Source organism: Treponema sp. UBA6852 (genome assembly GCA_002449305.1).
GTDB lineage: Bacteria > Spirochaetota > Spirochaetia > Treponematales > Treponemataceae > Treponema_D.
Genome location: DKDI01000039.1, coordinates 1 through 24,592 on the forward strand (window position 1 = coordinate 1; position 24,592 = coordinate 24,592).

The window sequence follows — 24,592 nt, forward strand, 5'->3', positions numbered from 1 at the left end:
AAACTCGAATTTTGACCTAATACTTCCTAAGAGGCTGAGAGAGTATCCCTAAGAGCCTAAGTGAGTATTCCTACGGGTCTTAGGAAGTATTACTTCAGGTCTTAGGGATATTCACTTAGGGAGTTAGGAAGTATTCCTTTTGGGCAAACATTCTATTCACGCCACTTTTCATCTTCTTCCTCTTCTTTTACGGAATCTGGAAGAACTGTTTTTCTTGCGGCGGCCGCATTTTCAGAAAAATCTTTTGACTTTTTAGGTGAACCGCCGAATTTTTCATCAAGTGAATATTTTTTTACAATTTTTGTCGTAATCTTTGAATACAAAAAAAAGCTTAATACAAGTCCGATTGTAAAACTTCCAAACAGCGCGTTTCCGTATGCTTCAAAACTAGTCGCATGAAAAACAAATTTCAAAAAGACAAAGCAAATTCCAAAAAGCGAGCCTATTATCAGCGCGGTAAAAAGAATATTCACAACACTTGAAATCAATATATATAGAAGATAAAAAACTTTTTTGTTCATGTTTTATTCCTTTTTGTTGTTTTCACGGTCAGATTTTACCTGAAACACAAACGTTATTACAAAAATAATTCCAAAGACAACCACAGCAGCGTCTGCAACATTGAATGTAGGCCAGCGTTCCATTCCAAAAAGCCCAAAGAAATAGCAATCAACAAAATCAACAACTCCTTCCGGCCGGAAAAAACGGTCAATCAAATTTCCAATTCCTCCGCCAAGAATTCCGCAGACAGCCCAACGCTGAAGCTTTGTAAATTCATTGTTTCTAAAATAAATCACATAAACTGCAATAATAACAAGAAGCGGAAGCAATGCAAAAAGGATTCCCCTAAGACCATCGGAAAGCCCCGAACCCATGCTGAACGCAATAGCATTGTTGCGGACATGAATTAAGCGCAGATATTTTCCAAAAATTTCAATTACGGCATCATCTGCAAAAACTGTAAGACGCGGAATAAATTTCACAACAAGGCACTTTGTAATCTGGTCAAGAAGAATCACCGCAAAAGAAAGTGTAAGCGGCAAAAGTTTATTTTTTGTGTTCTGATTCATAAAACGATTATAGTATAAAAACGCTAGACTTTACAACAATTCAAAATGCACTTGAAGCGGATTCGCATTTTCTCTATTATTTTGGCATGAAATGGCTGATTGCTTCTGACATACATGGCTCATCTTTTTACTGCAAAAAACTTCTTGAAAAATTCACCGAAGAAAAGGCGGACAGGCTTTTGCTTTTAGGCGATATTCTTTATCACGGTCCAAGAAATGAATTGCCAAAAGACTACAATCCAAAAATTGTAACTGCGCTTTTAAATGAAGTTTCAGAAAAAATAACTTGCGTAAGAGGAAACTGCGACTCGGAAGTAGACCAAATGGTTTTAAGTTTTCCAATCATGGCAGAATATACAATACTTGATGTTGGAAACAAGCTTATTTTTGCAACCCACGGACACATTTTTAATGAGGATAACCCTTTAAAAATGCCAAGCGGAAACGTTTTGCTCTGCGGCCATTTCCATGTGCCAAAAATTGTTAAGCACGAAAAATATCTGTACCTAAACACAGGGTCAATTTCGCTGCCAAAAGAAAATTCCTGGCACAGTTATATAGTTTTTGATGGGGACAGATTCTGCTGGAAAGACTTAGAAAGCAATGAAGAAAAGCTTAGTATCCGCTTATCATCTGAGTATTGATAAAATCTGTTAGAACTGTACCCAAATGATTTGACATATATCCGCTTCTGTCCGGCTGTACCCCAAGAACTGCACCCAAAACTGGCTCTGTATTTTCAACAGGGCCAAATCCTTTTGTAGTGTAGTCGTCTATGTAAGCCAAATCAAAACTGCCGAATATTTTCATAAAACTTTTTTGACTTATATATTGCATTGAGCCAGACAAATCTTCATCTGTAACCAAGAAAATTGTATCTTTTTCTGTAGGTTTGCATAAAGAAAGTAAAATCCAAAACTTTTCGCTTATAACATCAGAACTTTTTTGCGTCTGTTCATATTTGTCAGAATCAAAAATCTTTTGCCGTATTGCCAAAAATCGCTTTATCCACTTTAAATCTGCACCCTTTTTTGAGGCCAGATTAATTTCACTGTAAAAATCCAAGGAATAAACAGAAAACCCATTGTATGCAAGCTTGCAGAAAAATGACTTGTAAATTTCAGAATTGGCAGTTTCTGGCGGAGCAAAAAGAATTATTTTTCTTCCTGCAGGACTTTCTGTTTCCGGCTCAAAGTTATAAAGCTTTGCAGAAGGAACTGTAAAGGGCTCTTTTAGCTTAGAAAATCCTTTTTGAAAGTTGCCTGAATACAAAACTGTTTTTTGCTTTACCGGCAGCTGATTTTTCTTTGGACTCATCGGGCAAAAATAAATAACTGCAAAAATCATCAGCGCGGCAAAAAGAGCATTCAGCGAGCAAATCAAAATAAGTTTTAATTCATACTGATCCAAAATAACATCAGAGAACATTCTTAAAACGGAGCGAAAATTCCAAACAGCAGACAAAAATGCAAGCGCAAAAACAAAAAAATTTTCAACAGAAAGCGTAAAAACAAAAATGTTTACAATCGCAATAAAAAGCCCCACAAAAGGCGCAATCGACAGAGAATCTTTTTTTGAATGATTTACAAAAACAAATCTGGCGTTTCCTATAAAAAGCAGTGCAAGAACAAGCAAGTCTGCCAAAGTCTGGTTTGTCATTTTAACTTTTCCTGTGTTTCCTTGATTATTTTCTGAAACTGCTCCAGCGATTTTTCTATGCTGAACTGGCGCGCATGGCTGATAATTTTTTCCTTTTTGAAAGTGCCTTTTGAATCAAGCTGCTCAAATTCAAGAATTGAAGATGCAACGCTGTCTGTTTCCTGCTTGTCAAAGAAAATGCCGGTCTTTCCATCAACAACAGTTTCCAAAGCGCCGCCTTTTCCAAATGCAATTACCGGCCGGCCGCAAGTCTGAGCTTCCAAAGGTGTAAGCCCCAAATCTTCTTCCGCGCAAAAAATAAGAGCTCGGCAACGCTGAAGATATGAGCGGACTTCTGAATCCTCTGCTCTTCCTGCAAAAAGAATATTCTTGTCGTTTCCTGCAAGTTTTTTTAAGTTTTCCATTTCAGAGCCAGCGCCAACAACAACAAGTTTACGTCCAAGTTTTTTACAGGCGCTTACAGCCAAATCAATGCGCTTGTAAGGCACAAGACGCGAAAAGGCAACATAAAAATCTTCCGGCTCAACATCAGCAGGAAAAAATCGTTCAGTATTTATAGGGCAATAAACGACTTTAGCATCCAAATTCCAGAATTTTTTTATACGCCGGGCAATGTAATTTGAATTTGCAACAACAGCGTCAATTCTCTGGCTGGAAATAAAATCCCATTGCCGCAAAGCAGGAATCCAGCGGTTCATAAAAAAGCGAGTCAGTTTTCCGCTTCTCTTTCTGTAGTCAAAAAACAAATCCCAGGCATAACGCATTGGAGAATGAATATATGCAATATGTGGAACAGAAGGCGGCGTAATTACACCTTTTGCACAGCAAGACGAAGAGCAAAGCACCAAGTCATATCCTGAAAAATCAAACGCTTCAAATGCATTCGGCATGAACTTTAAAAGCTTTGTATAAATCCGTGAAGCAAAAGGAAGCTTTTGTATATATGAAGTGTATATTTTATTATTGGCAAAATGACTGCCCATCTTCTTTTTATTGTACACAAGAGTGTAAATATCAGCATCTGGATAAAGACGAAGCATATATTCAACCCAAGTTTCAGCTCCACCATAATTTACAAGCCAGTCATGTACAATTGCAACTTTCATTTTTTGTTTTCCTATGAGCGAATTTTAATGTAAATCTGAATTGTTTTCAATGAATTTTAATCTGAAAGCGACTGAACCCAAGCCTGCATAAGAATTCCAAAAGCAACGCCAACATTTAAAGACGCTTTTAATCCTGTCATCGGAATCGAAACCCTTCCGTAATCAGCTCTTTTTAACGCTTCAGGGCTTACGCCAAGTTCCTCTGAGCCAATAATTACAATTCCTTCTTTTGGAAAAGAAAATTCAGTTATTGGAGTTCCGCCTGTTTCCAAAACAAAAACCGGCTTGTCTTGCGGAAGTTCTTCTAGTGAACATCTTTTGTAGCCTAAAGTTTCTATGCAGCCCATTCCGCTTCTTAATGCACGAGGCTGATTTGGATCTGTGCAGTTCGGGGAAATAAAAACATTTTCACAGCCCATCGCTTCTGCAGTTCTAAAAATAGAGCCTATGTTAAACGGGGAGCGAATATCTTCTGCATAAACACTCACGCCTTTAAAAAATTTTCTGCTTTGGACACAAAGATTCGCATTTGAATGCGGCGCAATAACTAAATCCCATTCAGCAGGAAAAGTTCCTATGATAGCAAGCAAAGAATTCCGGGCAAAATTACAAACCCTTCGCTCATCAAAGTCTTTTGCTTCAATAAGTTTTTTTAGCTCTTCTGCGGCATTTTCTGGAAGCTTAGGATCATCCAGAACAATCTGCGCAACAGCTTTTGTATATTCTGCGCGTGTCATCCCCGGAAAATTATATTCAGTTCCGTGTTCCGCAATGCCGGCAATATCTCGTTCAAGCTCGCCAAAAGTAAGAGCAAGTTTTCGTCTTTTTTGTCCCGGTTCAAGCTGAAAAAGTTTTCCAGGGTTTATCATCAGTAAGCCTTTTTTATGATTTCAAACAAATCATCCGTTGTCATGCTGCGCTGAAGGCTGTTCATAAGCTCAAGCTCGCCTGCATCTTCCGCCGCAACAGAAAGCTGCTCTATAGAAAGCGAAAGGTCTTTTAAACGTGCCGGAATATTTATCTTCGCAATTTTTTGCCTTACATAGTCCGCAAGAGAAGCAACAGCCGAAGAAACTGAATCTTCCGGACGGGAAGCATTTAAAAGACGCGAAAGAACCGCAAGTTTTTCAGCCTTGAAAGAAGCCGCATCTTCAATAATATACGGAAGCAAAATTGCAGAAATCAGCGAGCGGGAAATTTTATATCTTGAATTTATTGCAAGCGAAAGAAGATTTGCAGCACCAAAAGAACTTGAAGCGGCTCCCAAAGAAGCCATGCAGCCGCCCTGAGCCAAAAGAACTTCCTGCGGAGTTGTAACAGAAAGATTCGGCGCGCCATCTTCGGCATAGCTCAAAAGCTGAACAGCTTTTTCAATAATCATATCGCTGAAAAATGTAGATTTCTGGCTCAAATATCCTTCAACCGCAAAAGACAAGGCTTCAATTGACATACAGGAAATTTGCTTTTCTGTCAAAGCCATCTGAAGATTCGGATCCCAAATAACAAGCTTGCAAAGTCCGTTTTGCGTTTTTATAAGCTTTACTTTTGTTGAACGCGCATCAGTTATAAAAGCTCTGTCTGTAAAAATAAAATTATCTCTGTTCGTTGAAGGCAGACAGATAAGCGGAAGATTTTTTTTAGGCGGAACTAAATTTTCATCAATGTAATCATAGATGCTCTTGGAATCTTCGTAATAAAGAGCACAGACAATGCGGGCAAGCGAAAGTGTTTTTCCGCCGCCAACAGCAATAACTCCATGAACTTTTGCATCCTGAGCAAGCTTTAAAACAACTTTTGCAGTTTCTGAGTCAGCTCCAAGCGGAATTTCGTCAAAAACAAAATAATCAACATTTCTTTCTTTAAGAGATGCCGTAACTTTTGAAGCTGTTCCAGACTCCTTTAGAACAGGATCCATTAAAACTAAAAAATTAGAGCCATACTCCAACGCATACTGACCAAGCCGAGTCGCAGTATAAGAACCAAGAACAATATTAGGTGAAATTTTGAATATAAAATCTGCCATATCAGAAAAAAACTCCTGCAAAAAAAAAGAGCGGAACTATTCCGCCCTAATTTATCCCCTGCAAAAAAATACGGAAATTACAAACCGTAAGCGCTAAGAATTTGATCCGCAGTAGCTGCAATCGTAGCTTCATTGAGGTAATTTGGATCTTGAATCTTGAGCTTTATCTGCTCCACTAGCTCTGAACGAACATCTGGAGTTTCCTCTGCCACTTTATTCATAAACATAGCTTCTGCCATAGCTTTGGCTTCATCGGAAACACTGATTTCATCAGACGCATACTGAGAACCTGCAACATTATTTGAACGCTTTGTGTTCTGCAATGTGTTTAGAGCATTAACCTCTGAAATCTTGTTTATCATCATATCTTGCCTCTCTTATTTTATCGGAAGATTCTTCTGAAATCTTGACATTTTTATTTCCTGAAATAAAAACAGCAAATTCCCCAAGAATCTTCTGACGGGAACTGTAATCTTCAAAAACTTCCTGCGCCGTGCCTTCTGTTATTTCCTCATGAAGCTTTGTAAGCTCCCTGCCCACAACAACATGACGGCTGCTTTCAATATCGGCAATATCCGCCAAAAGTTTTACAATTCTAAACGGACTTTCATACAAAATAACTGCATCGCCAGTTTCCAAAAGCTCTTTTACACGGCTTCTTCTTCTGCCAGGCTTTGGTGAAAGAAAGCCCTCAAAAATCAAAGTTTTTCCACCAGCACCTGCAACACTTGCCAACGCCGCAAAAGCACTTGCCCCTGGAATCGGAATAACGGAATGGCCCGCTTTGCGTGCAAGACCAGCAAGAACTGCACCCGGATCACTTATTCCAGGAGTTCCCGCATCGCTTGCATAAGCAACTTTCTGGCCTTCGTCAAGCAGCTTTATAATTTTTTCAGACGCAAACTGCTCGTTCTGCGCCCTGCAGCTAACCAAAGGCTTTCGAATTTCAAAATGATTCAATAATTGAAGCGTGTGGCGAGTATCTTCTGCCGCAACAACATCAACGCTTTTTAAAATCTCAACAGCCCTAAAAGTCATATCGCCCAAATTTCCAATAGGCGTAGCTACAATATATAATTCCGACACCGTATTTATAGTATACAATTACTAATATTTTTTTGCAATGTTTAAAAAGCAGCTTTGGAATTTTTATTAAAGCATCACGGCTTAACTTCGCAGAAAAAAAACCGATAATCAAACGAGGACTAGTTTTAAAATCTGCTTCTGCTAGAAACTAGCTCTTAAACTTATCAAAGCAAAATTAGAAGGTAAAAATACAATGACAAAAAAAGAAAGAATTGCCGCAACTCTTACAGGAATTGCCTTGTATTGCGTGGCGGCTTTATTTTCTATAGGTCTTTTTCTTGGCGCGCTGGACTTTGGACTTTCTTCAGGAAAAAATATTCTTTTTAAAATGGGAGAAATGCTCGTTTCTGTTTATGGAATTTGCTCCATTTTAATTCCTGCGTTTTTCTTTGTGGCAGGCTCTTTTTGTTTAAGCGCAAAATGGTCAGTTCAAAGAGCTTTTATCCTTTTAATAAGTATTGTTCCTTTTTTTACACTTGTAATCGCCGAGCGGACTTCCAAGGCTATTGCAGCTCAGGACACAAGCCCGATTGCCTTTGCTAAAATTTTCACATTGGTAGCCATTGCGTTTCTCCTTGTTGCGCTTGAGTATCTGCTTGCCGTAACTGCCGCAACTTACCTTGAAAAAGCAGTAGAACAAAAAATTTCCATCGACATAAAAAAAATCAAGATTAATCCCAAAAAAATAAAAACAATTATCAAGAGCAAACTGAATTTTCCAAAGCAAAAAATTTCTGTGCAAAAAGAAAAAATGCAGGAAGAGAAAGAAGAGGAAAAAATTCCTGAAGAAGAGCTTGATTTTGAAATTCCGCAAAAAAAAGTTCGCGGCGTCTGGTCAATTGATTCAGAAGGAAATGTAAAAGGCAAAGTTTCCGCGCCAGAAGAAAAACACGATGAAACTGTTCAGGAAGAAATTCAAATTCCTGAAAACGAAGATTCCGCCGAAAAAAATGAAGAAGACATAATCGATTTGTTTGAAAAAAATTCAATGGATTTGACAGAAGAAATTTCAAAAGCTGAGCAGGAAGAATTGGAAACTTCTGAGCAAATTGATTACGACATTGATTTTGAAGAGCCAGAAGATTTTTTAGAAGAACAAGACAACGAATATTTTGACATTCAAGATGAAAACGAGCCAGAGGAATCAGAATTTTCTGAAACAGAAACTCAAGCTGATGAAACAGAACTTTCGGAAGACGACTTTGAAATAAAAGACGAAACCGAAGAATATCCAGGCGAAAATGAAAACCATGAAACTGAAAACGATTTTGAAATAGAAGATTTTGATTCTGAAGAAAATTTTAAAGAGCCAGAAGAAACTCAAGAAATCTCTTTTGAAAATGCAGATTGCCAAGAAAATATTCCAGCTGAAAATTTCAATGCTGAAATAAATGAAGAGAATACTTTAGAAGAAAAATCCGAACCTTCAAATCTTGAAAGTGTTTTTTCAAAAATGGAAGAAGACGCTCGCATTCAAGTTGAAAAGGAAAATATTCCATCTCAAGAAAAAAATTCCGCGCCAATCGCATTTACAACAACAGAAGACGGCAACACAAAGCCAATTCCGCTTCCACCGAAAAAGAAAAACAACGGTCCTTATAAAATTTCCACAGACTTGCTCACAGCTTATGACGAAAACAAATACTGGATTATCGACGAAGAAACCGAGCAGGCTGCAAAAAGCCTAAAAGACACTTTAAGTGAATTTAAAATCGATGCAGAAGTTACAGGAATAAGAAAAGGTCCGGTTGTAACAATGTTTGAGCTTCTTCCTGCTCCTGGAGTAAAACTAAGCAGAATTGTAGCACTTTCAGACAACATTGCATTGCGTCTTGCGGCAAGTTCAGTCCGCATTGTCGCTCCAATTCCTGGAAAACGCGCTGTAGGAATTGAAGTTCCAAACAGAAACCGTGCGATTGTTTCGTTCAGGGAATGCATTGAGCAGCAAAGAAATGAATGGAAAAAAATGGCAGTTCCTGTTGTTCTTGGAAAAGATATTCAAGGCGAAACTCAAATAATGGATCTTGTAAAAACTCCGCATCTTTTGATTGCTGGTTCAACAGGAGCCGGAAAATCAGTCTGCGTAAACAGCATGATTCTAAGCATTTTGTACAAACGGAATCCGCATGAAGTAAAGATGATTCTTATTGACCCGAAAATAGTCGAGCTTAAACTTTACAATGGGATTCCGCATCTTTTAACTCCGGTCATAACGGAACCAAAAAAAGCAATGCAAGCACTTCAATATTGCCTTTGCGAAATGGAACGCCGTTACGCAGTTTTAGACAGCATGGGATGCCGCGACATAGCAAACTACAATCGGAAAATTGTTGAGCAGCACATAGCAACTGAAAAACTTCCGTATTTAATTGTAATAATCGATGAGTTTGCGGACTTGATGGCAACAACAGGAAAAGCTCTTGAAGGCGTTGTAGCTCGACTTGCAGCAATGAGCCGCGCAGTTGGAATTCACCTCGTTCTTGCAACACAGCGTCCTTCCGTAGATGTAATTACAGGTCTCATAAAGGCAAATATTCCAAGCCGAATTGCATTCATGGTTGCCGCAAAAATGGACAGCCGAATAATTATCGACCAAGTTGGAGCAGAAAAACTTCTTGGAAAAGGCGATATGCTTTATGCCAGCGCAACAGATCCTTTCCCAGTAAGAATCCAAGGAGCATTTGTAAGCGATCAGGAAGTTGAAAATGTTGTTGAAGCCGTAAAAGCCTGGGGCGAGCCGGAATACATTGACGATGAAATTTTCGTTGATGATGAAGATGACGAAAACGCAGACCAGCTTTCTCTTTTTGGAGAAGGCGCAGAAGATCCTCTTTATGAAAAAGCTCTGGACATTGTAGTTCAAGCTGGAAAAGCAAGCGCAAGCTATATTCAGCGCAGACTGAGCATTGGATATAACCGGGCAGCCCGGCTTGTAGAAGAAATGGAAGAGCGCGGAATTGTAGGACCTGCAAACGGCTCCAAACCACGCGAAATTATTCATATGCCATAAAAAGGCTAAATAAAATGAAAAAGATTATAACATTTATCGCATTGACAATTTTTGCAGTTCGCGCATTTTCTCAAAATAAAATCAAATTCAATGAAACTTGGAGCTACGTTCTTACAGGATATGAAAACGAATTTTCCGCGGACTTGCCGATAACTGACATTTGCTACTTTAGCGCAGAAATAAATGAGTACGGAGAAATTCCTTCAATCCCAAACCGGGAAACAATTCCGCCTGAATTCAACGGAAGAGTTCATCTTGTTGCAATTTGTGAAAGCCGTTCACTAAGCCACTTTGTAATCGACCCGAAATACAAAGTTTCGAAAAAAATAATTAAAACTCTGGCAGAAGCAACAAAAAATTTCGATGGCCTTCAAATTGACTTCGAGCTTGTTCCAAAACGCGATGCTGAAAATTTTAAGGCTTTTCTTAAAAAACTGAAAAAAGCAATCGGCAAAGACAAAATGCTTTCTGTATGTGTTCCTGCAAGAACAAAGTCAATTCAAGATGATGTCTATGATTACACAGAACTTGCATCTTGCGCAGACAGAATTTTTATAATGGCTTACGATCAGCACTGGGCAAAAAGTACGCCAGGACCTGTTTCCGGAATGGACTGGTGCAAAAAAATTGCGGATCACGCTTTAAATTCAATTCCTTCTGAAAAAATAATAATGGGCTTGCCTTTTTATGGAAGAAGCTGGGCTGAACCAAATTTTTCCAAAGCATGGTATAACAGCGGAATCAATAGAATCCTCAATGAAAATTCTGCATTGGAAAAAATTCAAAGAACTGAGGATATTCCGCACTTTGAATTTAAAACAGAAATCACTGTAAAAGGCTGGTTCGATGACAAGGAATCCTTAACAGCAAGATGCCTTATGCTTTCTGAAAAAAACATTGCAAATGCCGGATTCTGGAGAATTGGTCAAGAAGACAAAGAATTCTGGCAAATTCTTTCTGTTTCAGATTAATTTTTATCAATACCCATCACTCATGCTTCTGTTTATATCGCGCTGATAAAGTTCCTGATAAACAAGGCTGCGTTTCTTTAAATCTTCTTTTGTTTCCTGCGGGAAAGGAATATAACGCCAGAAAATTCCGCGGACTTCTTTTTCAAGTTTCTGTGTTCCCATAGATTCTTTTGTCATCCAAAGAATATAGTCCTCTATAAAGAACTGCTTTATGTCGCCCTTCATTTTGTGCTCTTCAAGATACTGATAATAATGTCCAGTAAGTCCGTCGCTCATCCAGTCAAAAGAAGCTTTTTCTTTAGCAACTTGCCATCTTAAATCAGCAACCGCAGTAAGGCACGCAATCTTTAAATCGCGCGGATACATTGGAATCGCAATACGCCCGCGGCTAGAAAGTCTATTGTAACGGTCAAACGGTTCCCAGCAAAATCCAACATCACCATAAGTTGGAACAAGCAAAACATAAGGAACAATTCTATGCGGAACATTCTTATGTATGCGACAAAAGCACTGCGGGTCAATCGATTCTATCCAAGACAGCTCGCGGATTACATTCTCGCGGAATCCAGTTCCTTTTTCTGTACAGTGAAAAAATTCCCTTGTAAAAATCGGATACTGATTTCCTTGGCGGCCACAAGTCATTTTTGCCATCTGGCGGATTGTGCTCATTTCACCAAGAATTTCTTCTTTTCCAACATTGACTTCTTCCACAAAATCAGTTGACTTGTCATTGAGGCTCTGCTCCGTCTGTTTTGCTTCCTTAAAATCCTCAAGATGCTTTGAAAGCTCTTTGTCTATTTTTTGAAGCTGCCGGAAATCATTTATAACATCAGAAAAAAGTTTTCTCTGTAAATCTGTATAAGGATTTTTATGAGGCTCAAGTCCAGGCAGTGAATCATGCTGAAAAATATCGCGGATTTTGCCTTCAACTGAATTTTCCAAATTAGCCCTTTCAGCTTCTTTTGCATTCAAAAGACTTTCTGAAGTCTGGATTTTTCCATTGTTCTTGCTTTTTAAAGCCATGATATGCTGTTGTTCTGCAACAGGTCCTTTTGCAACACCTCTTGTTGGAACTTCGTCAGTCGTACTAGGCTTCATGTGTCCAAGCGCAACAGAACGAATCCATTCATCCATATAAAGAATCGGCTCATAAGTATTGTTCTTGTCTATCGCACGGGCAAACATATTTTTTTGCTCTGGAGTTGCCAAGGACGGAAGCAAAATGCCAAATCTCATAGCCATTCTCTTGCAGTCTTCAATAGAAGAACTTGCCATTTTTGGAGCAAGATTTCTTAAAAATTCCCAATAAGCCGTGATTATCTGCTGGCGGTAAACTGTTCGGTCTTTTTTATCCTGGCAATTAAGATACTTTACCAAAAGTGAATGAAGCCTCTGGGAACTTGCGCCTTCTCCTGTAAGGCATTTTTTATAATACGCAGGATCATCATAGCATTTGCTCGGAGTATCTTCAAAATATTTTTCAATTGGAGCAAATGATTTTATATTTAAATCAACTTCAGGAACACAACCGTTCATTTTGGGCTTGCCTGATGCTTTTTCAGCTACAAAATTTTCAAAGTCTTTATTCTGCGGTCCGCTAAAAGAAGAAATTCCGTCTTTTTTAGGCACATTTAATTCCACTTCTGGAATTTCATCTTGAGTGTCAGCAAGCAAGGCAGCAATACTTGGATCAATATCATCATCAAAAGCCATGTTGTTCTCCAACTTTATTTAAATGCATTTTATAAAAACAAATCTTCATCTTATTATAACATGACTATCTTAGTATTGCAAAGCAATAAATGTTATAAACAAAATCTATAGCCAAATATAAAAATATAATAATTGACAGTTCAAGCAAGAAAAGATATTTTTAGTTTATCTTAAATATTTTTGGAGGAAGAAAAATGAAAAAAATATTAACATTGACTGCAGCAGTTTTTGCAGCAGCGCTTTTGTCTGCACAGGCAAAATTAAAAGTTGGGGCAACTCCTGTTCCTCACGCAGAAATGCTCAATCTTGTAAAAGATGATTTAAAAGCTCAGGGCGTTGACATTCAGGTTATTGAAATGACAGATTATGTTATTCTTAACGATGCACTTGAAAGCGGCGAGCTTGACGCAAACTTTGACCAACACATTCCTTACATGGAATCCACAAACAAGGAAAAAGGCTATCATCTTGTAAACGCAGGTGGAATCCACATCGAGCCAATCGCACTTTATTCAAAAAAAGTTTCAAAACTTTCAGACTTGAAGAAAAAGGCGACAATTGCAATTCCAAACGATCCTACAAACGGAGGACGCGCGCTTTTGCTTCTTCAGGCAGCAGGACTTATTGAGCTTAAAAAAGACGCAGGAATAACAGCGACAACTCTCGACATAGCAAAAAATCCGCTTAAACTTAAATTCAAAGAGCTTGACGCAGCTTCAATTCCACGCACTTTAAATGATGTTGATGCGGCTGTTATCAACGGAAACTACGCAATTCCAGCAGGACTTTCTGCAACAAAAGACGGACTTTTTGTAGAAGGAAAAGATTCGCCTTATGTTAATATTATCGTTGTAAAAGACGGAAATCAGAATGATCCTCGCGTAAAAGCACTTGTAAAGGCATTGCAGAGCGATAAAATCAAGAATTACATTTCTGAAAAATTCAAAGACGGCGAAGTTGTAGCCGCATTCTAAATCTACATTGAACAAAAAGGGCTTGCATTAACTGTAAGTCCTTTTTTATTTTAAATTGAAATCTGCTTTAATATTTTTGTAAGTTCTGTTTTTTCTATTAAATCAATTGGGCGGCCCTCAATGTATTTTTTGCTTTCCTCTGAAAAAATTCCTGCGGAAACACAAAATCCGCGTTCAGCATTTACATCGCTCATGTGCTCATGGAATTCCCTTATGTAAATTTCTCCGACAGAACCTGTTGTCCTAAAAAACCTGAACAAAACAACATCTTGCCAAGTTGCTGCAAAAATTTCAGTTAAAATATCAGTATAAAGCGAGTCGTTTTCTATGTTTTGAATTTTTACGTTTGAATTTTTATACTTAGTCAAAATAAATTTCCGGCAAAGCGTTACAAAATCATTGCTATTCGCGGAAATATAAATTTGCAAATTGCTGTTCTGGCTTAGCTCCTGATAACGGTTTATAAGTGAATTTACATCCTTGTAATTCTGAACAGAATTTCGAATTGACTTTAAAAGCGCAAGGCCTTTTGCAATCTGCTTCTTTTCAAAATAGCAGCGTGCAAGATTGTATTCAATTTCAACTCTTATGTCAGAAGGCTCGTTTTCGTGCTTAAGTCCGATTTCATAATCCTGAACCGCAGAATTCAAATCATTTATTTTTGTATGAAAAATTCCAGCTCTAAGACAAGACCTTGCGCCATAAACAGGATCAGCTCTAAGATGCATAAAAATTTTTATAGCACGATCTCCGCGTCCTTCTTGAAACATTGCATCCGACATATTAAAAAGCGCTTCTTTGTTTGAAGGATCTTCATCCAAGGCTTTTTTAAAGAAAGAAAGACATTCGCGGTATTTCTTGGCAAAATAAAGGCTTTGTGCAAGTAAAAAATAAACACCGCTAGATTCAGGCTTCGCAAGGATAGCTTTTTTAAACAAAGGCACAGCTTTTTCATACAGCTTTTGGCTGAACATTGCCTTGCCAAGGTAAAAATTATTTTCAAAGCTGACAGAATTTATTTTGTATGCGCTCACTAAAGCCTGGACTGCTTCTGGATTTTTTCCAAGCTGAAGCGCGCTAATTCCAAGCCGCAAAAAACACTCGCCTAGATTAACAACTCCAGATTTTGAATCAAGTTTTGAAATGTCGTTATAAATCAAATATGCCTTGTCCCAAATTTGGCTCGAAAAATAAACATCGCCAAGCGGAATAAGTCCTGCCGGGTCATGCGGATTTTTCGCAAGTTTTTTATTCGCCTCTTTTATAATCTGAGCTTTATTCCTATTGCTAGTTTTTTTCTCTTTGGTGCTGCCGCCATTTTTTCCCATGAACAAAGTAAGAACTGCAACAAGAGCAATCATTATAACACCAGCAATAAGATATGACATATTCTAAAACCTTCCTTATCAAAGCAAAATTATTTGAGGGAATTTCAAAAGTTCTTATGAACCCAAAAATTCCCCCGTTTATTATTTATCGGAATTTTTTAACCTTACCAAAATTTAATTTTTTCGGCATTCCTGAACAAAATCTGCAATTCTATCCAAGGCAACTTTTATTTTATCAATAGCAGTTGCATAACAGCATCTTATGTGTCCTTCTCCGCCCGCTCCAAAAACGCTTCCTGGAACAACAGCAACATTATGCTTTTGAAAAAGCTTTGTAGCAAAGTCTTCGCTTGAAAGCCCTGTTGAAGAAATGTCCGGGAACATATAAAAAGCTCCAGAAGGCTCTGGAACAGGGAGTCCCATATCACAAAATGCCTTGTACATCAAATTTCTTCGCTGCTGATAGCTTACACGCATTTTTTCAACTTCAGACCAGCCGTTGCGCAAACCTTCCGTAGCCGCATACTGACTGAAAATTGGCGCGCAAATTGTATTGTATCCATGAAGCTTTACAATCTGAGCAAGAAGTTCAGCAGGAGCCGCAATATATCCAATTCGCCAGCCTGTCATTGCAAAAGATTTTGAAAATCCGTTAAGAATAATCGTGTAATCTTTCATTCCGGGGAAAGAGCCAATTGAGACATGTTCCGCTTCATCATAAGCAAGCTCGCAGTAAATTTCATCGCTTATAACCCAAAGCTGATGTTTTTTTACAATTTCCGCAATTTTTTCAAGTTCCTCTTTTGGAATCATTGTTCCAGTCGGATTGTTTGGAGAACAAATCATAACAGCTTTTGTTTTTGGAGTAAGTGCATTTTCAATTTGCTGCGCAGTCGGATAAAATCCATTTACGCTTGTATCAACAGGAACAACATTGACTTCGCAAAGACGCGCCAAAGGAACATAATTTACATAGCAAGGCTGGCATACAATAATTTCATCTCCGGGATTAAGAATTGCACGCAAAGAAGCATCAACGCCTTCACTTGCTCCAACCGTTATAAGAATTTCTTTCTGCGGATTATAATGCATATTGTATTTTTGCATATATTTTGAAATTTCTTCACGCAGCTCAAGCAAGCCCCAGTTTGAAGTATAGCTTGTATGTCCTTTTTCAAGATGATAAAAAGCTTCCTCACGAATGCACCAAGGAGTTGGAAAATCAGGCTCTCCAACAGAAAGCGAAATTACATCGTCATGCCCAATCAGCATTTCAAAAAATTTTCGGATTCCGCTTGGTGGAGTCTGCACCATTGACGAACTGAATTTATCTTCTCTTGTATTCATTTAAGCCATTGCTCCTTCCCGGCTGTCGGAATTTTCTTCTATATAAACAATATCATTTTCTTTGTAAGTCTTTAAAATAAAATGGGTTTTTGTTGAGCGCACACCTTGAAGCGTAGAAAGTTTTCTTGCAACAAAAAGCGCCACTTCCTGCAAAGTTTCGCCTTCAATTATTACCTTTAAATCGTAGCCGCCGCTCATAAGATAAAGAGATTTTACCTGCGGAAACCTGTAAATTCTGTCAGCAATTCCATCAAATCCATGCTCGCGTTCTGGTGTAACTTGAATTTCAATTTCTGCGCAGACTTTTTCTTTTGCCTTGGAATCTTTTTCAGGATTTATAATTGCGGCATATTTCATAATAACGCCGTCATTTTCAAGTTGCTGGATAATTGACTTGACTTCTTCAACTGATTTTTTTGTCATCGCGGAAATATCTTCTACAGAAATACGCGCATTATCACGCAGCAAATTTAAAATTTCTTCTGTGCTGTCCATTTTTAACCTTCTATAAAATTAAAATTCTAAATTAGTCCTTTCGTGCTTGGAATTTCTCCGTTGCGTCTTGAATCAATTTCCACCGCCTGACGAATTGCCCGGGCTGCTGCTTTAAAAAGTCCTTCGATTTTATGATGATCGCTTCTTCCGCGGATTGTATCAAGATGCAAATTGCACTTTGCGCCGTTTACAAATCCCTGCCAAAAATCCTCAAAGCAATCAGTTTGAAACGAAGAAGATTTTTCGTCCTGTCCAATTGAAACAAGCGGAATATTGGAAAGAGCCGCATTTACAACGCAAAACGGACGTCCGCCAAAATCAACAGCAGCCTGCAAAAGACTTTCATCCATAGGATAAATTGAAAATCCGCTTCTATAAATTCCTGCGCAGTTTCCCAAAGCAGAAGCAAAGCATTGTCCAAGAACAATTCCTGTGTCTTCTATAAGATGATGCTGGTCAACTTCCAAATCGCCTTTTAATTCTCCGCTCAAATCAAAAAGTCCATGCTTGCAAAAAGAATTCAGCATGTGACCAAAAAAGCCTATTGGATTTTTTACAGAGCATTTTCCAGTTCCGTCAAGATTTAAAGAAAGTTCTATTTGTGTTTCGCCAGTTATGCGTTTTATGCTTGCAGTTCTTTCCATTTGAAAAATTCCTTACGACATGACTTTTCTAAGTTCATATTCCAAAATGTCTGTGGCTCCAAATTCTTTGAGCTTTGGAAGAAGAACTGGAACTTCACTTTTTTTAACAGCGGTTTTTACAGCATATCCTGAATCGCCAAAAAGCGGACTTACAGTCGGGCTTCTCATAGACGGAATTGCCTTTACAAGCGTGTCAAATTTTTCCTTGGAAACATTCATCTCAAGCATAACACGGTCGCGCGCATCAAGAACCGCAGAAAAAAGCATTTTGAGTTCAAGAATTTTTTGTTTTTTTTCTGAATCAGCCATCGCCTCTTTTGACGCATACATTCTTGTAGAACTTTCCATGAGAGTGTCCACAATTTTTAAACGGTTCGCCTTCAAAGAAGAGCCTGTGCTTGTATTGTCAATAAGAATCTGCGCAATTGAATCTTCTGTGTTTTGAACAAATCCTTCGCTTGTTCCCCAAGTACGGAAAATTGTTCCGTTGATTTTTTTTGCTTCAACCCATTTTTTGCTTAGATTCTGGTATTCAGTTGCAATTGTAACATTTTTCTTTGCAAGCTCTTCATAGTCAAAATCTTCTGGAATTGCAGCAACAACACGAACAGGATCAAATCCCAAATCCATTATTTCAACAAGTGAATCTTCGACGCCATTTTCAAAAACCCAGTCTTTCCCGGAAAAAGCAATGTCAGCTTTATTTGCCGCAAGAAGAACACTCGCAATCTGCGGCTTTACAACTTGAAATGCAAGGTCTTTTTGATTTGTTATAGGAAAATATGTTCTGTCTGGAAGCTTTAAAGAAATTCCAACATCGCTTAAAAGCTCATATACAGATTCGTAAATTCTTCCTTTTGCCAATAAAATTTTTAATTTTTCCATAATATACAATTATAAATTGAAGTTGCCTCTAAATTCAAGTTGCAGAACAAACATAAAAACTAGCGGCGCTCAACAGTTCCGTCAGATTTTGCAATAAAAACTTCTGGCTTTATCTTTGTAAAAAATCCGCATTCAACAACGCCGATTATTCTGTCGATTTTTTCTTCCATTTCCTGTGGATTAACAGGAGATTTCCATTTGCAGTCCAAGATAAGATTTCCGTTGTCTGTGATTACAGGACCGGCTTTTTTTACGCCTTCACGCAGAACACATTCCGCACCAAGTTTTTCCAAGGCTTTAATTACAGGAACTCGGGCTTCAGCTATAATTTCAACAGGAAGCGCAAAACCAGTTCCAAGGCTTTTTACATCTTTTGAGGAATCCGCAACAATAGCAAACCTTGCTGAATTATATGCAATGATTTTTTCACGGAGCAATGCCGCGCCGCCGCCTTTTATAAGATTGTTGTCAGGATCAATTTCGTCTGCACCGTCAATTGCAAGGTCAAGACTTCCATTTATTGCTTTGTCGTTCAATGTGTAAACTGGAATTCCAAGTTCTTCACAAGCCAATGTAGTCTGAAAACTTGTTGCAACGGCCTTTATGTCTTTTAAAGTTCCGTCTTCAATTCTCTGTGCAAGTCTTTTTACAGCCGGCATTGCAGTAGAGCCGGTTCCAAGTCCGATTTTCATTCCGCTGAAAATTTTCCCTTCTTTGATTAAAGAATCAACTGCGGTTGTTGCAGCTAAAATTTTTTGTTCGTCTTTAGAAATACACATCAGTATTCAACTCCTGTATACAATTCAAATTGCCTATATCCCTGATAAAGAAGCATGCTGAATCCATTGCAGATTTTGCAACCAGCCTCTCTTGCGCGCACCATTATCGGAGTGGCTTTCGGCATATAAATTATGTCAAACAAAGCTTCCTTTCCATTGAAGTCATAAAAATAAAGCGGATCATTTTCAGGATTAGAAAGTTCTTCGCAATGCATTCCTTTTGAGGTGGTCTGAATAATCACGTCTGAATATTTTCTAATCGTAGAAACTGATTCAAAATTCAGTGGAGCATATTTAAAATCGTATTTTTCAGCAAGTTCTTTTGCCTTTGACAAAGTACGATTAAAAATACAGGCTTTTCCGCCGGAATTATAAACAGCATACGCAACTGCTTTTGCAGCTCCGCCCGCTCCAATTATAGAAATTTTTTTATGCTTTAAATTTTTTAAATTCAGAAATTCAAGCAGCGCTTTTAAAAAACCTTCCGCATCTGTGTTGTACGCAAGCCATTTCCCATCTTTTTTTATCAGCGTATTGCTTGAACCAATTTCAAGCGCGGCATTGTCCACAAAATCAGCCCTTGCAAGAGCTGCTTCTTTATGCGGAACAGTTACAGAAAGTCCCTGCACTCCAACTTGCTCAGAAAAATCAATCGCCTGCTCAAATTTTTCAGCAGGAAAAGGAATATAAACAGCATTCATTCCGTGGCGGCAATAACCTGTATTATGAAGCTCAGGACTTGAAGTGCCAGAAAGAGGCCAGCCGGTAATTCCAAAGATTTTAGTTGCTTCATTTATAGATTTTGTTCTGTAAAGTCCGCCGAGTTTTACAGCATCCAAGTGAGCAATATTTGACGTATTTTGAATGGATTCCGGCGCGGAAGTGTATGTCAAAAAGTTTTTCAGTTTTGCACCAAGAACTCTAGTCGGAATTCCCATCGTGCCCATCGCAAGCAAAATATGATTGTTACCAGAAATTTTAGAAGCCTGCTCAAAAAGATTTGTAACATCATCAAGAGTGTGAGGCATAAATGCAATCTTTGGAATTTCAAGTCCGGAAGGATTCAGTTCTTTTAGCCGCTCCAAAATATTTCTTACGGGATTTTTCATATCATGGAAACTTCGGATTACTTTTGTCTCAAAGGCAAGAGTCGCATCTTCAAGGCTTGAAATATGAAAATCTTCCTCAAAATCAACATAGGCAAAATTTTTAGTTTTATCCTCATCGGCAAAAGAAAGCGCACGGGCAAAAAGAATTGTGCGGGCAGATTCTCCTTCTACAAATTTTCCGCCATCAATTTCACGCCTGATTGTCAAAATGCACGGCAAGCCAGCCATTGACGGAAACCGCCTTGCATAAAGCCGCTCATCTTGATTTAAAAAATCAACACGCAGCTCCGCCATGTCAACATAACTTCTATATTTGTTAAGAAGCTCCAAGTCTTCTGCAAGAGTTTTTTCAGTCAGCGTAAGACAAACTTTTGGCGATTCCATTTCAAGACTCCTTTGCAATTAAATTTAAAAATGAAGCTGAACTTCTGATTTTTTTTACTTTTGAAATCAAAGCAATTGAAACTTCGTATTCTTCAACTGAATTTGTTTCAGGATTTTTGCAAACTAAAAAAAGAATTTGATTTTTTACAACAGCTCTTGGAACGCCTATTAAAATTTCTTTTGTTGTAGACATTTCAAGTTCAACCAAATCTTCATTCTGAAGTGCGCTTTCCAAAACTCTGAGCTTTCCTGTAAAATTCATTCCGCTCGCCTCGGTAAGTTCAAACTTAACACTTTCAGGCCTAAGCTGATCCGAAGACAAAACCACGCGCCGTTTTATTCGATCCACAAGCCCTTCTTTTTGCTCTGCGGAAGCTGAAATATTTTCAAGTTGATTTTTAAAATCCTCAAGAATTTTAGAAACTTCTTTTTTTGAGCCAAGAGCCATAGAATTTTCTGTGGACAAAATTTCTGAAGAACAAGATAAAATTTTAGAATCAAAATCAATTTCCGGAAAACCCAAAGCAGGCGCAGTTTTTTTTGCGGATTTTACATTTCCAACAAAATCAAGCCCAAGACGCGCAACACAATTTTTTGCCTGCTCATCGGATGAAAAATTCATCAAAAAAATTCCAGGCGACAAAATTTCAATAATATACGATGAAAGTTTTTTTTCAATTACAATAGAATTTTCAGGGCGAATTTTTAAAACATAACCTTTATAAAGCGCAGCCGAATCATAAGAATCTGCCCATTCATCAAGCGAAACCAAAAGATTCTGCGGAATTTCGTAATGCGAATATTTTTTTAAAATTGCGGAAATCTGCTCTCTCGTCATTTCAAAATCAAAAGCTTTTAAAACAGACTGTCGCGTAATTTCAAAAACAGCAGCTGTGTCGCATTTTTTTGGACAAAGAAATTTTATAAGCGGAACAAGCTCCGAAAGCAAAAATCCCGGCAAAACTGTAACTGAAAAACCTGCATCAATGCTCAAAGAACCTTGCGATTTTTTTTCTTCAAAAATCTGATTCACACAAATAAATTCATTTTCACCTTCAGAAACTGAATCGACAATTCCAAGTTCAATCGCGCAGTCAAGCATCGCATCTAAAAAATTTGAATCAACACAAGAATTTTCTGCAGAAGCTCCAAACGCAACAATTCTTGAAAAACGGCTAAAAGAATTTTCGGAGTAACGAGAATTTTTATCTTTTAGCAAAAAAGCAATCTGAAGAATTTTCTGTCTTGTGTAAACTTCTTGCTTCAAAAATGAAAGCGTCTTGAAAAAAATTTCCGCGCTAGACAAAATCATGCTTCTTGAAAACGAACCTGTACAAGCGGCGCAAATATATGCAGATTGATTTCCAAAAGTCAAATTTGAAAAAAGCTCAAGTTTCTGCCAGTCAACAAAAAATCCTTTTCCTTCAGAATCTTCCTGAACAAGATGAAGATTTTTGAGGGCTTTAAAAAGTGTTTCAAAAAATTCCTTGTTGAAATTCTCCTGAAAAATTTCCGCCAAATCAGAAGCCGCTTTCTTTTTCAGCTCTCCGTTGTTTTTGCAAATATCAGGATGGCTTGAAATATAACAGATAAAAACTGCAAGAAGTTCAGAAGAAATTTTTAGCCGACGTTCAGGAAATTTTTTTGCGTTTTCTGGACTTATCAAATTTTGCAAATTCAACAAGCCGCTCAAATCATCTTCAAGATACGGATTTATTTTTATTAAGTTTTTTTCAGAATTTTTCCCACGGACAGAAAAAATCAAAAGACGTTCTTCAAGGCTTGCAACTGCGCTGTAAAATTCTCCTTGCTGAATTGAAGACGAAAAAAATTTTTCAAGTTTTTCAACATCAGGCTCGTTCAAAAATTTTATCGCCGTAAGAATTTTTATATCAGTGCTGTCAAGAAATTTTACAATTGATTCCCGGGTTTCTTTTTTGCGCAGAAAAGCTCCGATTTCTTCCGCCAGCTTTTGTTTGTTATAAGGAGTTTTTACTTCGCCAAGATAAATTCTGACTAACTCGAAAAAAAATTTGTCCGGCAAAGTACAAAAACTTTCTCGCCATTGAATTATCTTTTGAACTTTTGCATCTAAATTCATTGGCCACATCCTTCAATTTGAATCGGAACTTCAAGCTCGTCAAAACTATTTTCATTTTCGTAGCGGACAATTCTATACGAATATCCTTGCTCGGCTAAAAATTTTTGACGGTTGCTTCCAAAATCTTCTTCAACTGTTCCACGCGTAATCAAAGTAAAAAATCTTGAGGTTCTTTCTTTTGGGCGAAGAATCCTTCCAAGCCGCTGAGCCTCTTCCTGTCTTGAACCGAAAGTTCCGCTCACTTGAATAGCCATGCTTGCATCCGGCAAATCAATTGCAAAATTCGCAACCTTGCTGACAACAAGCACACGGATTTTTCCGTTTCGAAAATCATCATAAATTATATCACGTTCGGAATTTTTTGTTTTTCCAGTAATAATTGGAACATTTAAAAGATTGGCAATAATTTCAAGATGAGTTAAAAATTGCCCGATTATAAGGATTTTGTCATCCTTAAATTTTTCAACAAGTTCCTGAACAATTTTATTCTTCAAAGGATTTTCACTTGCAATTCTGTGCTTTTCTCTGTTTCCCGCAACTGCATATTCAATTTCTTTATTTTCCGGAAGCCCAAGACGAACTTCAATGCATTCTGCCTTTGCAATCCACTTTGCCTTTTCAAGCTCCTTCCAAGGAACATCATATCTTTTAGGACCAACCAAAGAAAAAACGTGGCCTTCACAACCATCTTCACGCACAAGAGTCGCAGTCAGCCCGACACGCCGCACAGCCTGAAGTTCTGCCGCAACTCTAAAAACAGGAGCCGGAATCATGTGAACTTCATCGTAAATAACAAGCCCCCAGTTGTTCTGCCTGAAAAGTGAAAAATGCGGATACGGACCATTTTTGTCAGGACGCCAAGTAAGAATCTGATAAGTGGCAACCGTTACAGGTTTTATAGTTTTATTTTCGCCAGTGTATTCAGCAATCTGGCCCGCATCCAAATCAGTTTTATCAATAAGCTCATCTATCCACTGATGAACAGCTGTAATATTTGTAGTTATAATAAGCGTATTGGTCTTTAAAAGGCTCATTATTTCCATGCCGACAATTGTTTTTCCTGCACCGCAAGGAAGCACAATAGTGCCGAATCCTGTTCCCGGTCCTTTATTCCCAACAAGCGCATTTGCCGCAGCTTTTTGATATTCACGGATTGAAAAAGGCCGTCCGCTCAAAGTTGTTTTCCGCAGATTTATTTCAAGAGGCGAACCATCTTGCAGCGGAACATCATCTTTTACAGGCCAGCCAATCTTTAAAAGATTCTGCTTAACAATTCCGCGGTCTGTAAGCAAAAGTTTAAAGCAAAAATTCTTCTCTTTTTCTGAAAGTCCTGCAGAAAATTCTTTTGCGCATTCACACGGAACAAGAAATTTTCTGGCAAAGGCATTAGCTTCAATCTGCTTAAAAACATGCGGAGAATTTGAAACAAGATAAAGATATTCTTCCTTTATTCCGTCAGAATTTTCAACGGAAGGACCTTGAACCAGCCTGAGTTTTCCAAAACGCCCGGAAGTTTCTTCAATCCAAACAACAACGCTCTGCGGAATTTCATAACGGGAAAATTTTTTTAAAGTTTCAACTGCCTGCTCGCCTGTAAACCCTGCGCTTTCAGCATTCCACAATGAAAGAGATGAAATTTGATATGTATGCAAATGTTCAGGAGAGCGCACAAGTTCCGCAAAAGGAATCAAGGCCGCCCTGCATTCTTCGGCAAGAGGCGCATGGACATCAAGCAAAAGAGTTCTGTCAGACTGAACAATTAAAGGATTTTCGCTTTCAGGCATATCAGCGTATTATATAATGAATCAGCAAGGCTTACAATATTTTACGACAGAGCGTATAAAAAAACCGGTCTGCCAACGACAAACCGGTTTTTTGAGGAGAGTCTATCTATGAAAAACAACAAGA

The 24,592-nt window shown here is 38.1% G+C and carries 22 protein-coding genes; 4 read left to right on the top strand and 18 right to left on the bottom strand.

Going from position 1 to position 24,592, the window contains the following annotated elements; translation table 11 throughout:
- Window positions 1–152: 152 nt before the first annotated feature.
- Window positions 153–521, bottom strand: a complete 369-nt coding sequence (locus B3209_RS08915) for a hypothetical protein (RefSeq protein ID WP_295797701.1) — start codon at window positions 519–521, stop codon at window positions 153–155.
- 3 nt (window positions 522–524) lie between these two features.
- The gene (lspA, locus tag B3209_RS08920; RefSeq protein WP_296690496.1) at window positions 525–1,070 is read right to left on the bottom strand and encodes a signal peptidase II; all 546 of its coding nucleotides are present in this window, start codon (window positions 1,068–1,070) and stop codon (window positions 525–527) included.
- 86 nt (window positions 1,071–1,156) lie between these two features.
- Between lspA and yfcE the strand changes: the two genes are divergently transcribed.
- Entirely contained in the window at window positions 1,157–1,714 is a 558-nt protein-coding gene (gene yfcE, locus B3209_RS08925) for a phosphodiesterase (protein WP_296690498.1), read from the top strand.
- Here yfcE and B3209_RS08930 read toward each other — a convergent pair.
- The 6 genes from B3209_RS08930 to rsmI all read right to left on the bottom strand — a co-directional run bounded on the left by B3209_RS08930 (window position 1,686) and on the right by rsmI (window position 6,944).
- Window positions 1,686–2,729: a hypothetical protein gene (locus B3209_RS08930; RefSeq protein ID WP_296690500.1), complete on the bottom strand. Its 1,044-nt coding sequence runs from the start codon at window positions 2,727–2,729 to the stop codon at window positions 1,686–1,688. The genes yfcE and B3209_RS08930 overlap by 29 nt on opposite strands.
- Window positions 2,726–3,835: a glycosyltransferase gene (locus B3209_RS08935; RefSeq protein WP_296690503.1), complete on the bottom strand. Its 1,110-nt coding sequence runs from the start codon at window positions 3,833–3,835 to the stop codon at window positions 2,726–2,728. Before B3209_RS08935 ends, B3209_RS08930 begins: the two co-directional genes overlap by 4 nt.
- Window positions 3,836–3,891: 56 nt before the next feature.
- Window positions 3,892–4,704, bottom strand: coding sequence for a TrmH family RNA methyltransferase (locus B3209_RS08940; protein ID WP_296690505.1), 813 nt, complete (start codon window positions 4,702–4,704; stop codon window positions 3,892–3,894).
- Window positions 4,704–5,858: an iron-containing alcohol dehydrogenase gene (locus B3209_RS08945; RefSeq protein WP_296690507.1), complete on the bottom strand. Its 1,155-nt coding sequence runs from the start codon at window positions 5,856–5,858 to the stop codon at window positions 4,704–4,706. Before B3209_RS08945 ends, B3209_RS08940 begins: the two co-directional genes overlap by 1 nt.
- A 77-nt stretch (window positions 5,859–5,935) precedes the next feature.
- Complete coding sequence (locus tag B3209_RS08950) at window positions 5,936–6,223, bottom strand: flagellar biosynthesis anti-sigma factor FlgM (RefSeq protein WP_294015379.1); 288 nt, start codon at window positions 6,221–6,223, stop codon at window positions 5,936–5,938.
- Window positions 6,195–6,944, bottom strand: a complete 750-nt coding sequence (gene rsmI, locus B3209_RS08955) for a 16S rRNA (cytidine(1402)-2'-O)-methyltransferase (protein ID WP_296690509.1) — start codon at window positions 6,942–6,944, stop codon at window positions 6,195–6,197. Before rsmI ends, B3209_RS08950 begins: the two co-directional genes overlap by 29 nt.
- A 193-nt stretch (window positions 6,945–7,137) precedes the next feature.
- On the opposite strand from rsmI, the gene B3209_RS08960 reads away from it, so the two are divergent.
- Window positions 7,138–9,954, top strand: a complete 2,817-nt coding sequence (locus B3209_RS08960) for a DNA translocase FtsK (protein WP_296690511.1) — start codon at window positions 7,138–7,140, stop codon at window positions 9,952–9,954.
- Window positions 9,955–9,968: 14 nt separating this feature from the next.
- A complete protein-coding gene (locus B3209_RS08965) occupies window positions 9,969–10,925 on the top strand; it encodes a glycosyl hydrolase family 18 protein (protein WP_296690513.1) in 957 nt (318 codons plus the stop codon).
- Between the two features lie 6 nt (window positions 10,926–10,931).
- Here the strand turns inward: B3209_RS08965 and B3209_RS08970 are convergent, their stop codons facing one another.
- A complete protein-coding gene (locus B3209_RS08970) occupies window positions 10,932–12,638 on the bottom strand; it encodes a hypothetical protein (RefSeq protein ID WP_296690515.1) in 1,707 nt (568 codons plus the stop codon).
- 194 nt (window positions 12,639–12,832) lie between these two features.
- On the opposite strand from B3209_RS08970, the gene B3209_RS08975 reads away from it, so the two are divergent.
- Window positions 12,833–13,612 (top strand): MetQ/NlpA family ABC transporter substrate-binding protein, encoded by a 780-nt coding sequence (locus B3209_RS08975; protein ID WP_296030254.1) that lies wholly within the window; start codon window positions 12,833–12,835, stop codon window positions 13,610–13,612.
- 50 nt (window positions 13,613–13,662) lie between these two features.
- Here the strand turns inward: B3209_RS08975 and B3209_RS08980 are convergent, their stop codons facing one another.
- The 9 genes from B3209_RS08980 to B3209_RS09020 form a co-directional block, all read right to left on the bottom strand.
- Entirely contained in the window at window positions 13,663–15,000 is a 1,338-nt protein-coding gene (locus B3209_RS08980) for a tetratricopeptide repeat protein (RefSeq protein ID WP_296662684.1), read from the bottom strand.
- A gap of 114 nt (window positions 15,001–15,114) precedes the next feature.
- Window positions 15,115–16,287 carry a pyridoxal phosphate-dependent aminotransferase gene (locus tag B3209_RS08985; protein ID WP_296010581.1) on the bottom strand — a complete coding sequence of 391 codons (1,173 nt, stop codon included), beginning with the start codon at window positions 16,285–16,287 and terminating at the stop codon, window positions 15,115–15,117.
- Window positions 16,288–16,782, bottom strand: coding sequence for an Lrp/AsnC family transcriptional regulator (locus tag B3209_RS08990; protein ID WP_013702642.1), 495 nt, complete (start codon window positions 16,780–16,782; stop codon window positions 16,288–16,290).
- A gap of 26 nt (window positions 16,783–16,808) precedes the next feature.
- Window positions 16,809–17,426 (bottom strand): imidazoleglycerol-phosphate dehydratase, encoded by a 618-nt coding sequence (locus B3209_RS08995; protein WP_296010585.1) that lies wholly within the window; start codon window positions 17,424–17,426, stop codon window positions 16,809–16,811.
- A 12-nt stretch (window positions 17,427–17,438) separates the two neighbouring features.
- Window positions 17,439–18,311, bottom strand: a complete 873-nt coding sequence (gene hisG, locus B3209_RS09000; RefSeq protein WP_296662688.1) for an ATP phosphoribosyltransferase — start codon at window positions 18,309–18,311, stop codon at window positions 17,439–17,441.
- Window positions 18,312–18,370: 59 nt separating this feature from the next.
- The gene (gene rpiA / locus B3209_RS09005; RefSeq protein ID WP_296662691.1) at window positions 18,371–19,090 is read right to left on the bottom strand and encodes a ribose-5-phosphate isomerase RpiA; all 720 of its coding nucleotides are present in this window, start codon (window positions 19,088–19,090) and stop codon (window positions 18,371–18,373) included.
- On the bottom strand, window positions 19,090–20,583 hold the full coding sequence (locus B3209_RS09010; RefSeq protein WP_296662693.1) for a type I 3-dehydroquinate dehydratase: 1,494 nt from the start codon (window positions 20,581–20,583) through the stop codon (window positions 19,090–19,092). The genes rpiA and B3209_RS09010 overlap by 1 nt, the downstream gene beginning before the upstream one ends.
- Window position 20,584: 1 nt before the next feature.
- The gene (locus B3209_RS09015) at window positions 20,585–22,684 is read right to left on the bottom strand and encodes a helicase-associated domain-containing protein (RefSeq protein WP_296662696.1); all 2,100 of its coding nucleotides are present in this window, start codon (window positions 22,682–22,684) and stop codon (window positions 20,585–20,587) included.
- Window positions 22,681–24,468, bottom strand: coding sequence for a DNA repair helicase XPB (locus B3209_RS09020; protein ID WP_296662699.1), 1,788 nt, complete (start codon window positions 24,466–24,468; stop codon window positions 22,681–22,683). The genes B3209_RS09015 and B3209_RS09020 overlap by 4 nt, the downstream gene beginning before the upstream one ends.
- Window positions 24,469–24,592 lie beyond the last annotated feature (124 nt).

Excerpts from the sequence above, each read along its gene's own strand:
- B3209_RS08965 (WP_296690513.1), top strand. The coding sequence starts at position 9,969 with ATGAAAAAGATTATAACATTTATCGCATTGACAATTTTTGCAGTTCGC.
- B3209_RS08995 (WP_296010585.1), bottom strand. The coding sequence starts at position 17,426 with ATGGAAAGAACTGCAAGCATAAAACGCATAACTGGCGAAACACAAATA.
- B3209_RS08940 (WP_296690505.1), bottom strand. The coding sequence starts at position 4,704 with ATGATAAACCCTGGAAAACTTTTTCAGCTTGAACCGGGACAAAAAAGA.
- B3209_RS08930 (WP_296690500.1), bottom strand. The coding sequence starts at position 2,729 with ATGACAAACCAGACTTTGGCAGACTTGCTTGTTCTTGCACTGCTTTTT.
- yfcE (WP_296690498.1), top strand. The coding sequence starts at position 1,157 with ATGAAATGGCTGATTGCTTCTGACATACATGGCTCATCTTTTTACTGC.
- B3209_RS08990 (WP_013702642.1), bottom strand. The coding sequence starts at position 16,782 with ATGGACAGCACAGAAGAAATTTTAAATTTGCTGCGTGATAATGCGCGT.
- B3209_RS08950 (WP_294015379.1), bottom strand. The coding sequence starts at position 6,223 with ATGATGATAAACAAGATTTCAGAGGTTAATGCTCTAAACACATTGCAG.
- B3209_RS09010 (WP_296662693.1), bottom strand. The coding sequence starts at position 20,583 with ATGGAATCGCCAAAAGTTTGTCTTACGCTGACTGAAAAAACTCTTGCA.
- B3209_RS08960 (WP_296690511.1), top strand. The coding sequence starts at position 7,138 with ATGACAAAAAAAGAAAGAATTGCCGCAACTCTTACAGGAATTGCCTTG.
- B3209_RS08980 (WP_296662684.1), bottom strand. The coding sequence starts at position 15,000 with ATGTCATATCTTATTGCTGGTGTTATAATGATTGCTCTTGTTGCAGTT.
- B3209_RS08915 (WP_295797701.1), bottom strand. The coding sequence starts at position 521 with ATGAACAAAAAAGTTTTTTATCTTCTATATATATTGATTTCAAGTGTT.
- B3209_RS09020 (WP_296662699.1), bottom strand. The coding sequence starts at position 24,468 with ATGCCTGAAAGCGAAAATCCTTTAATTGTTCAGTCTGACAGAACTCTT.
- B3209_RS08970 (WP_296690515.1), bottom strand. The coding sequence starts at position 12,638 with ATGGCTTTTGATGATGATATTGATCCAAGTATTGCTGCCTTGCTTGCT.
- hisG (WP_296662688.1), bottom strand. The coding sequence starts at position 18,311 with ATGGAAAAATTAAAAATTTTATTGGCAAAAGGAAGAATTTACGAATCT.
- B3209_RS08985 (WP_296010581.1), bottom strand. The coding sequence starts at position 16,287 with ATGAATACAAGAGAAGATAAATTCAGTTCGTCAATGGTGCAGACTCCA.
- lspA (WP_296690496.1), bottom strand. The coding sequence starts at position 1,070 with ATGAATCAGAACACAAAAAATAAACTTTTGCCGCTTACACTTTCTTTT.
- B3209_RS08945 (WP_296690507.1), bottom strand. The coding sequence starts at position 5,858 with ATGGCAGATTTTATATTCAAAATTTCACCTAATATTGTTCTTGGTTCT.
- B3209_RS09015 (WP_296662696.1), bottom strand. The coding sequence starts at position 22,684 with ATGAATTTAGATGCAAAAGTTCAAAAGATAATTCAATGGCGAGAAAGT.
- rpiA (WP_296662691.1), bottom strand. The coding sequence starts at position 19,090 with ATGTGTATTTCTAAAGACGAACAAAAAATTTTAGCTGCAACAACCGCA.
- B3209_RS08935 (WP_296690503.1), bottom strand. The coding sequence starts at position 3,835 with ATGAAAGTTGCAATTGTACATGACTGGCTTGTAAATTATGGTGGAGCT.
- B3209_RS08975 (WP_296030254.1), top strand. The coding sequence starts at position 12,833 with ATGAAAAAAATATTAACATTGACTGCAGCAGTTTTTGCAGCAGCGCTT.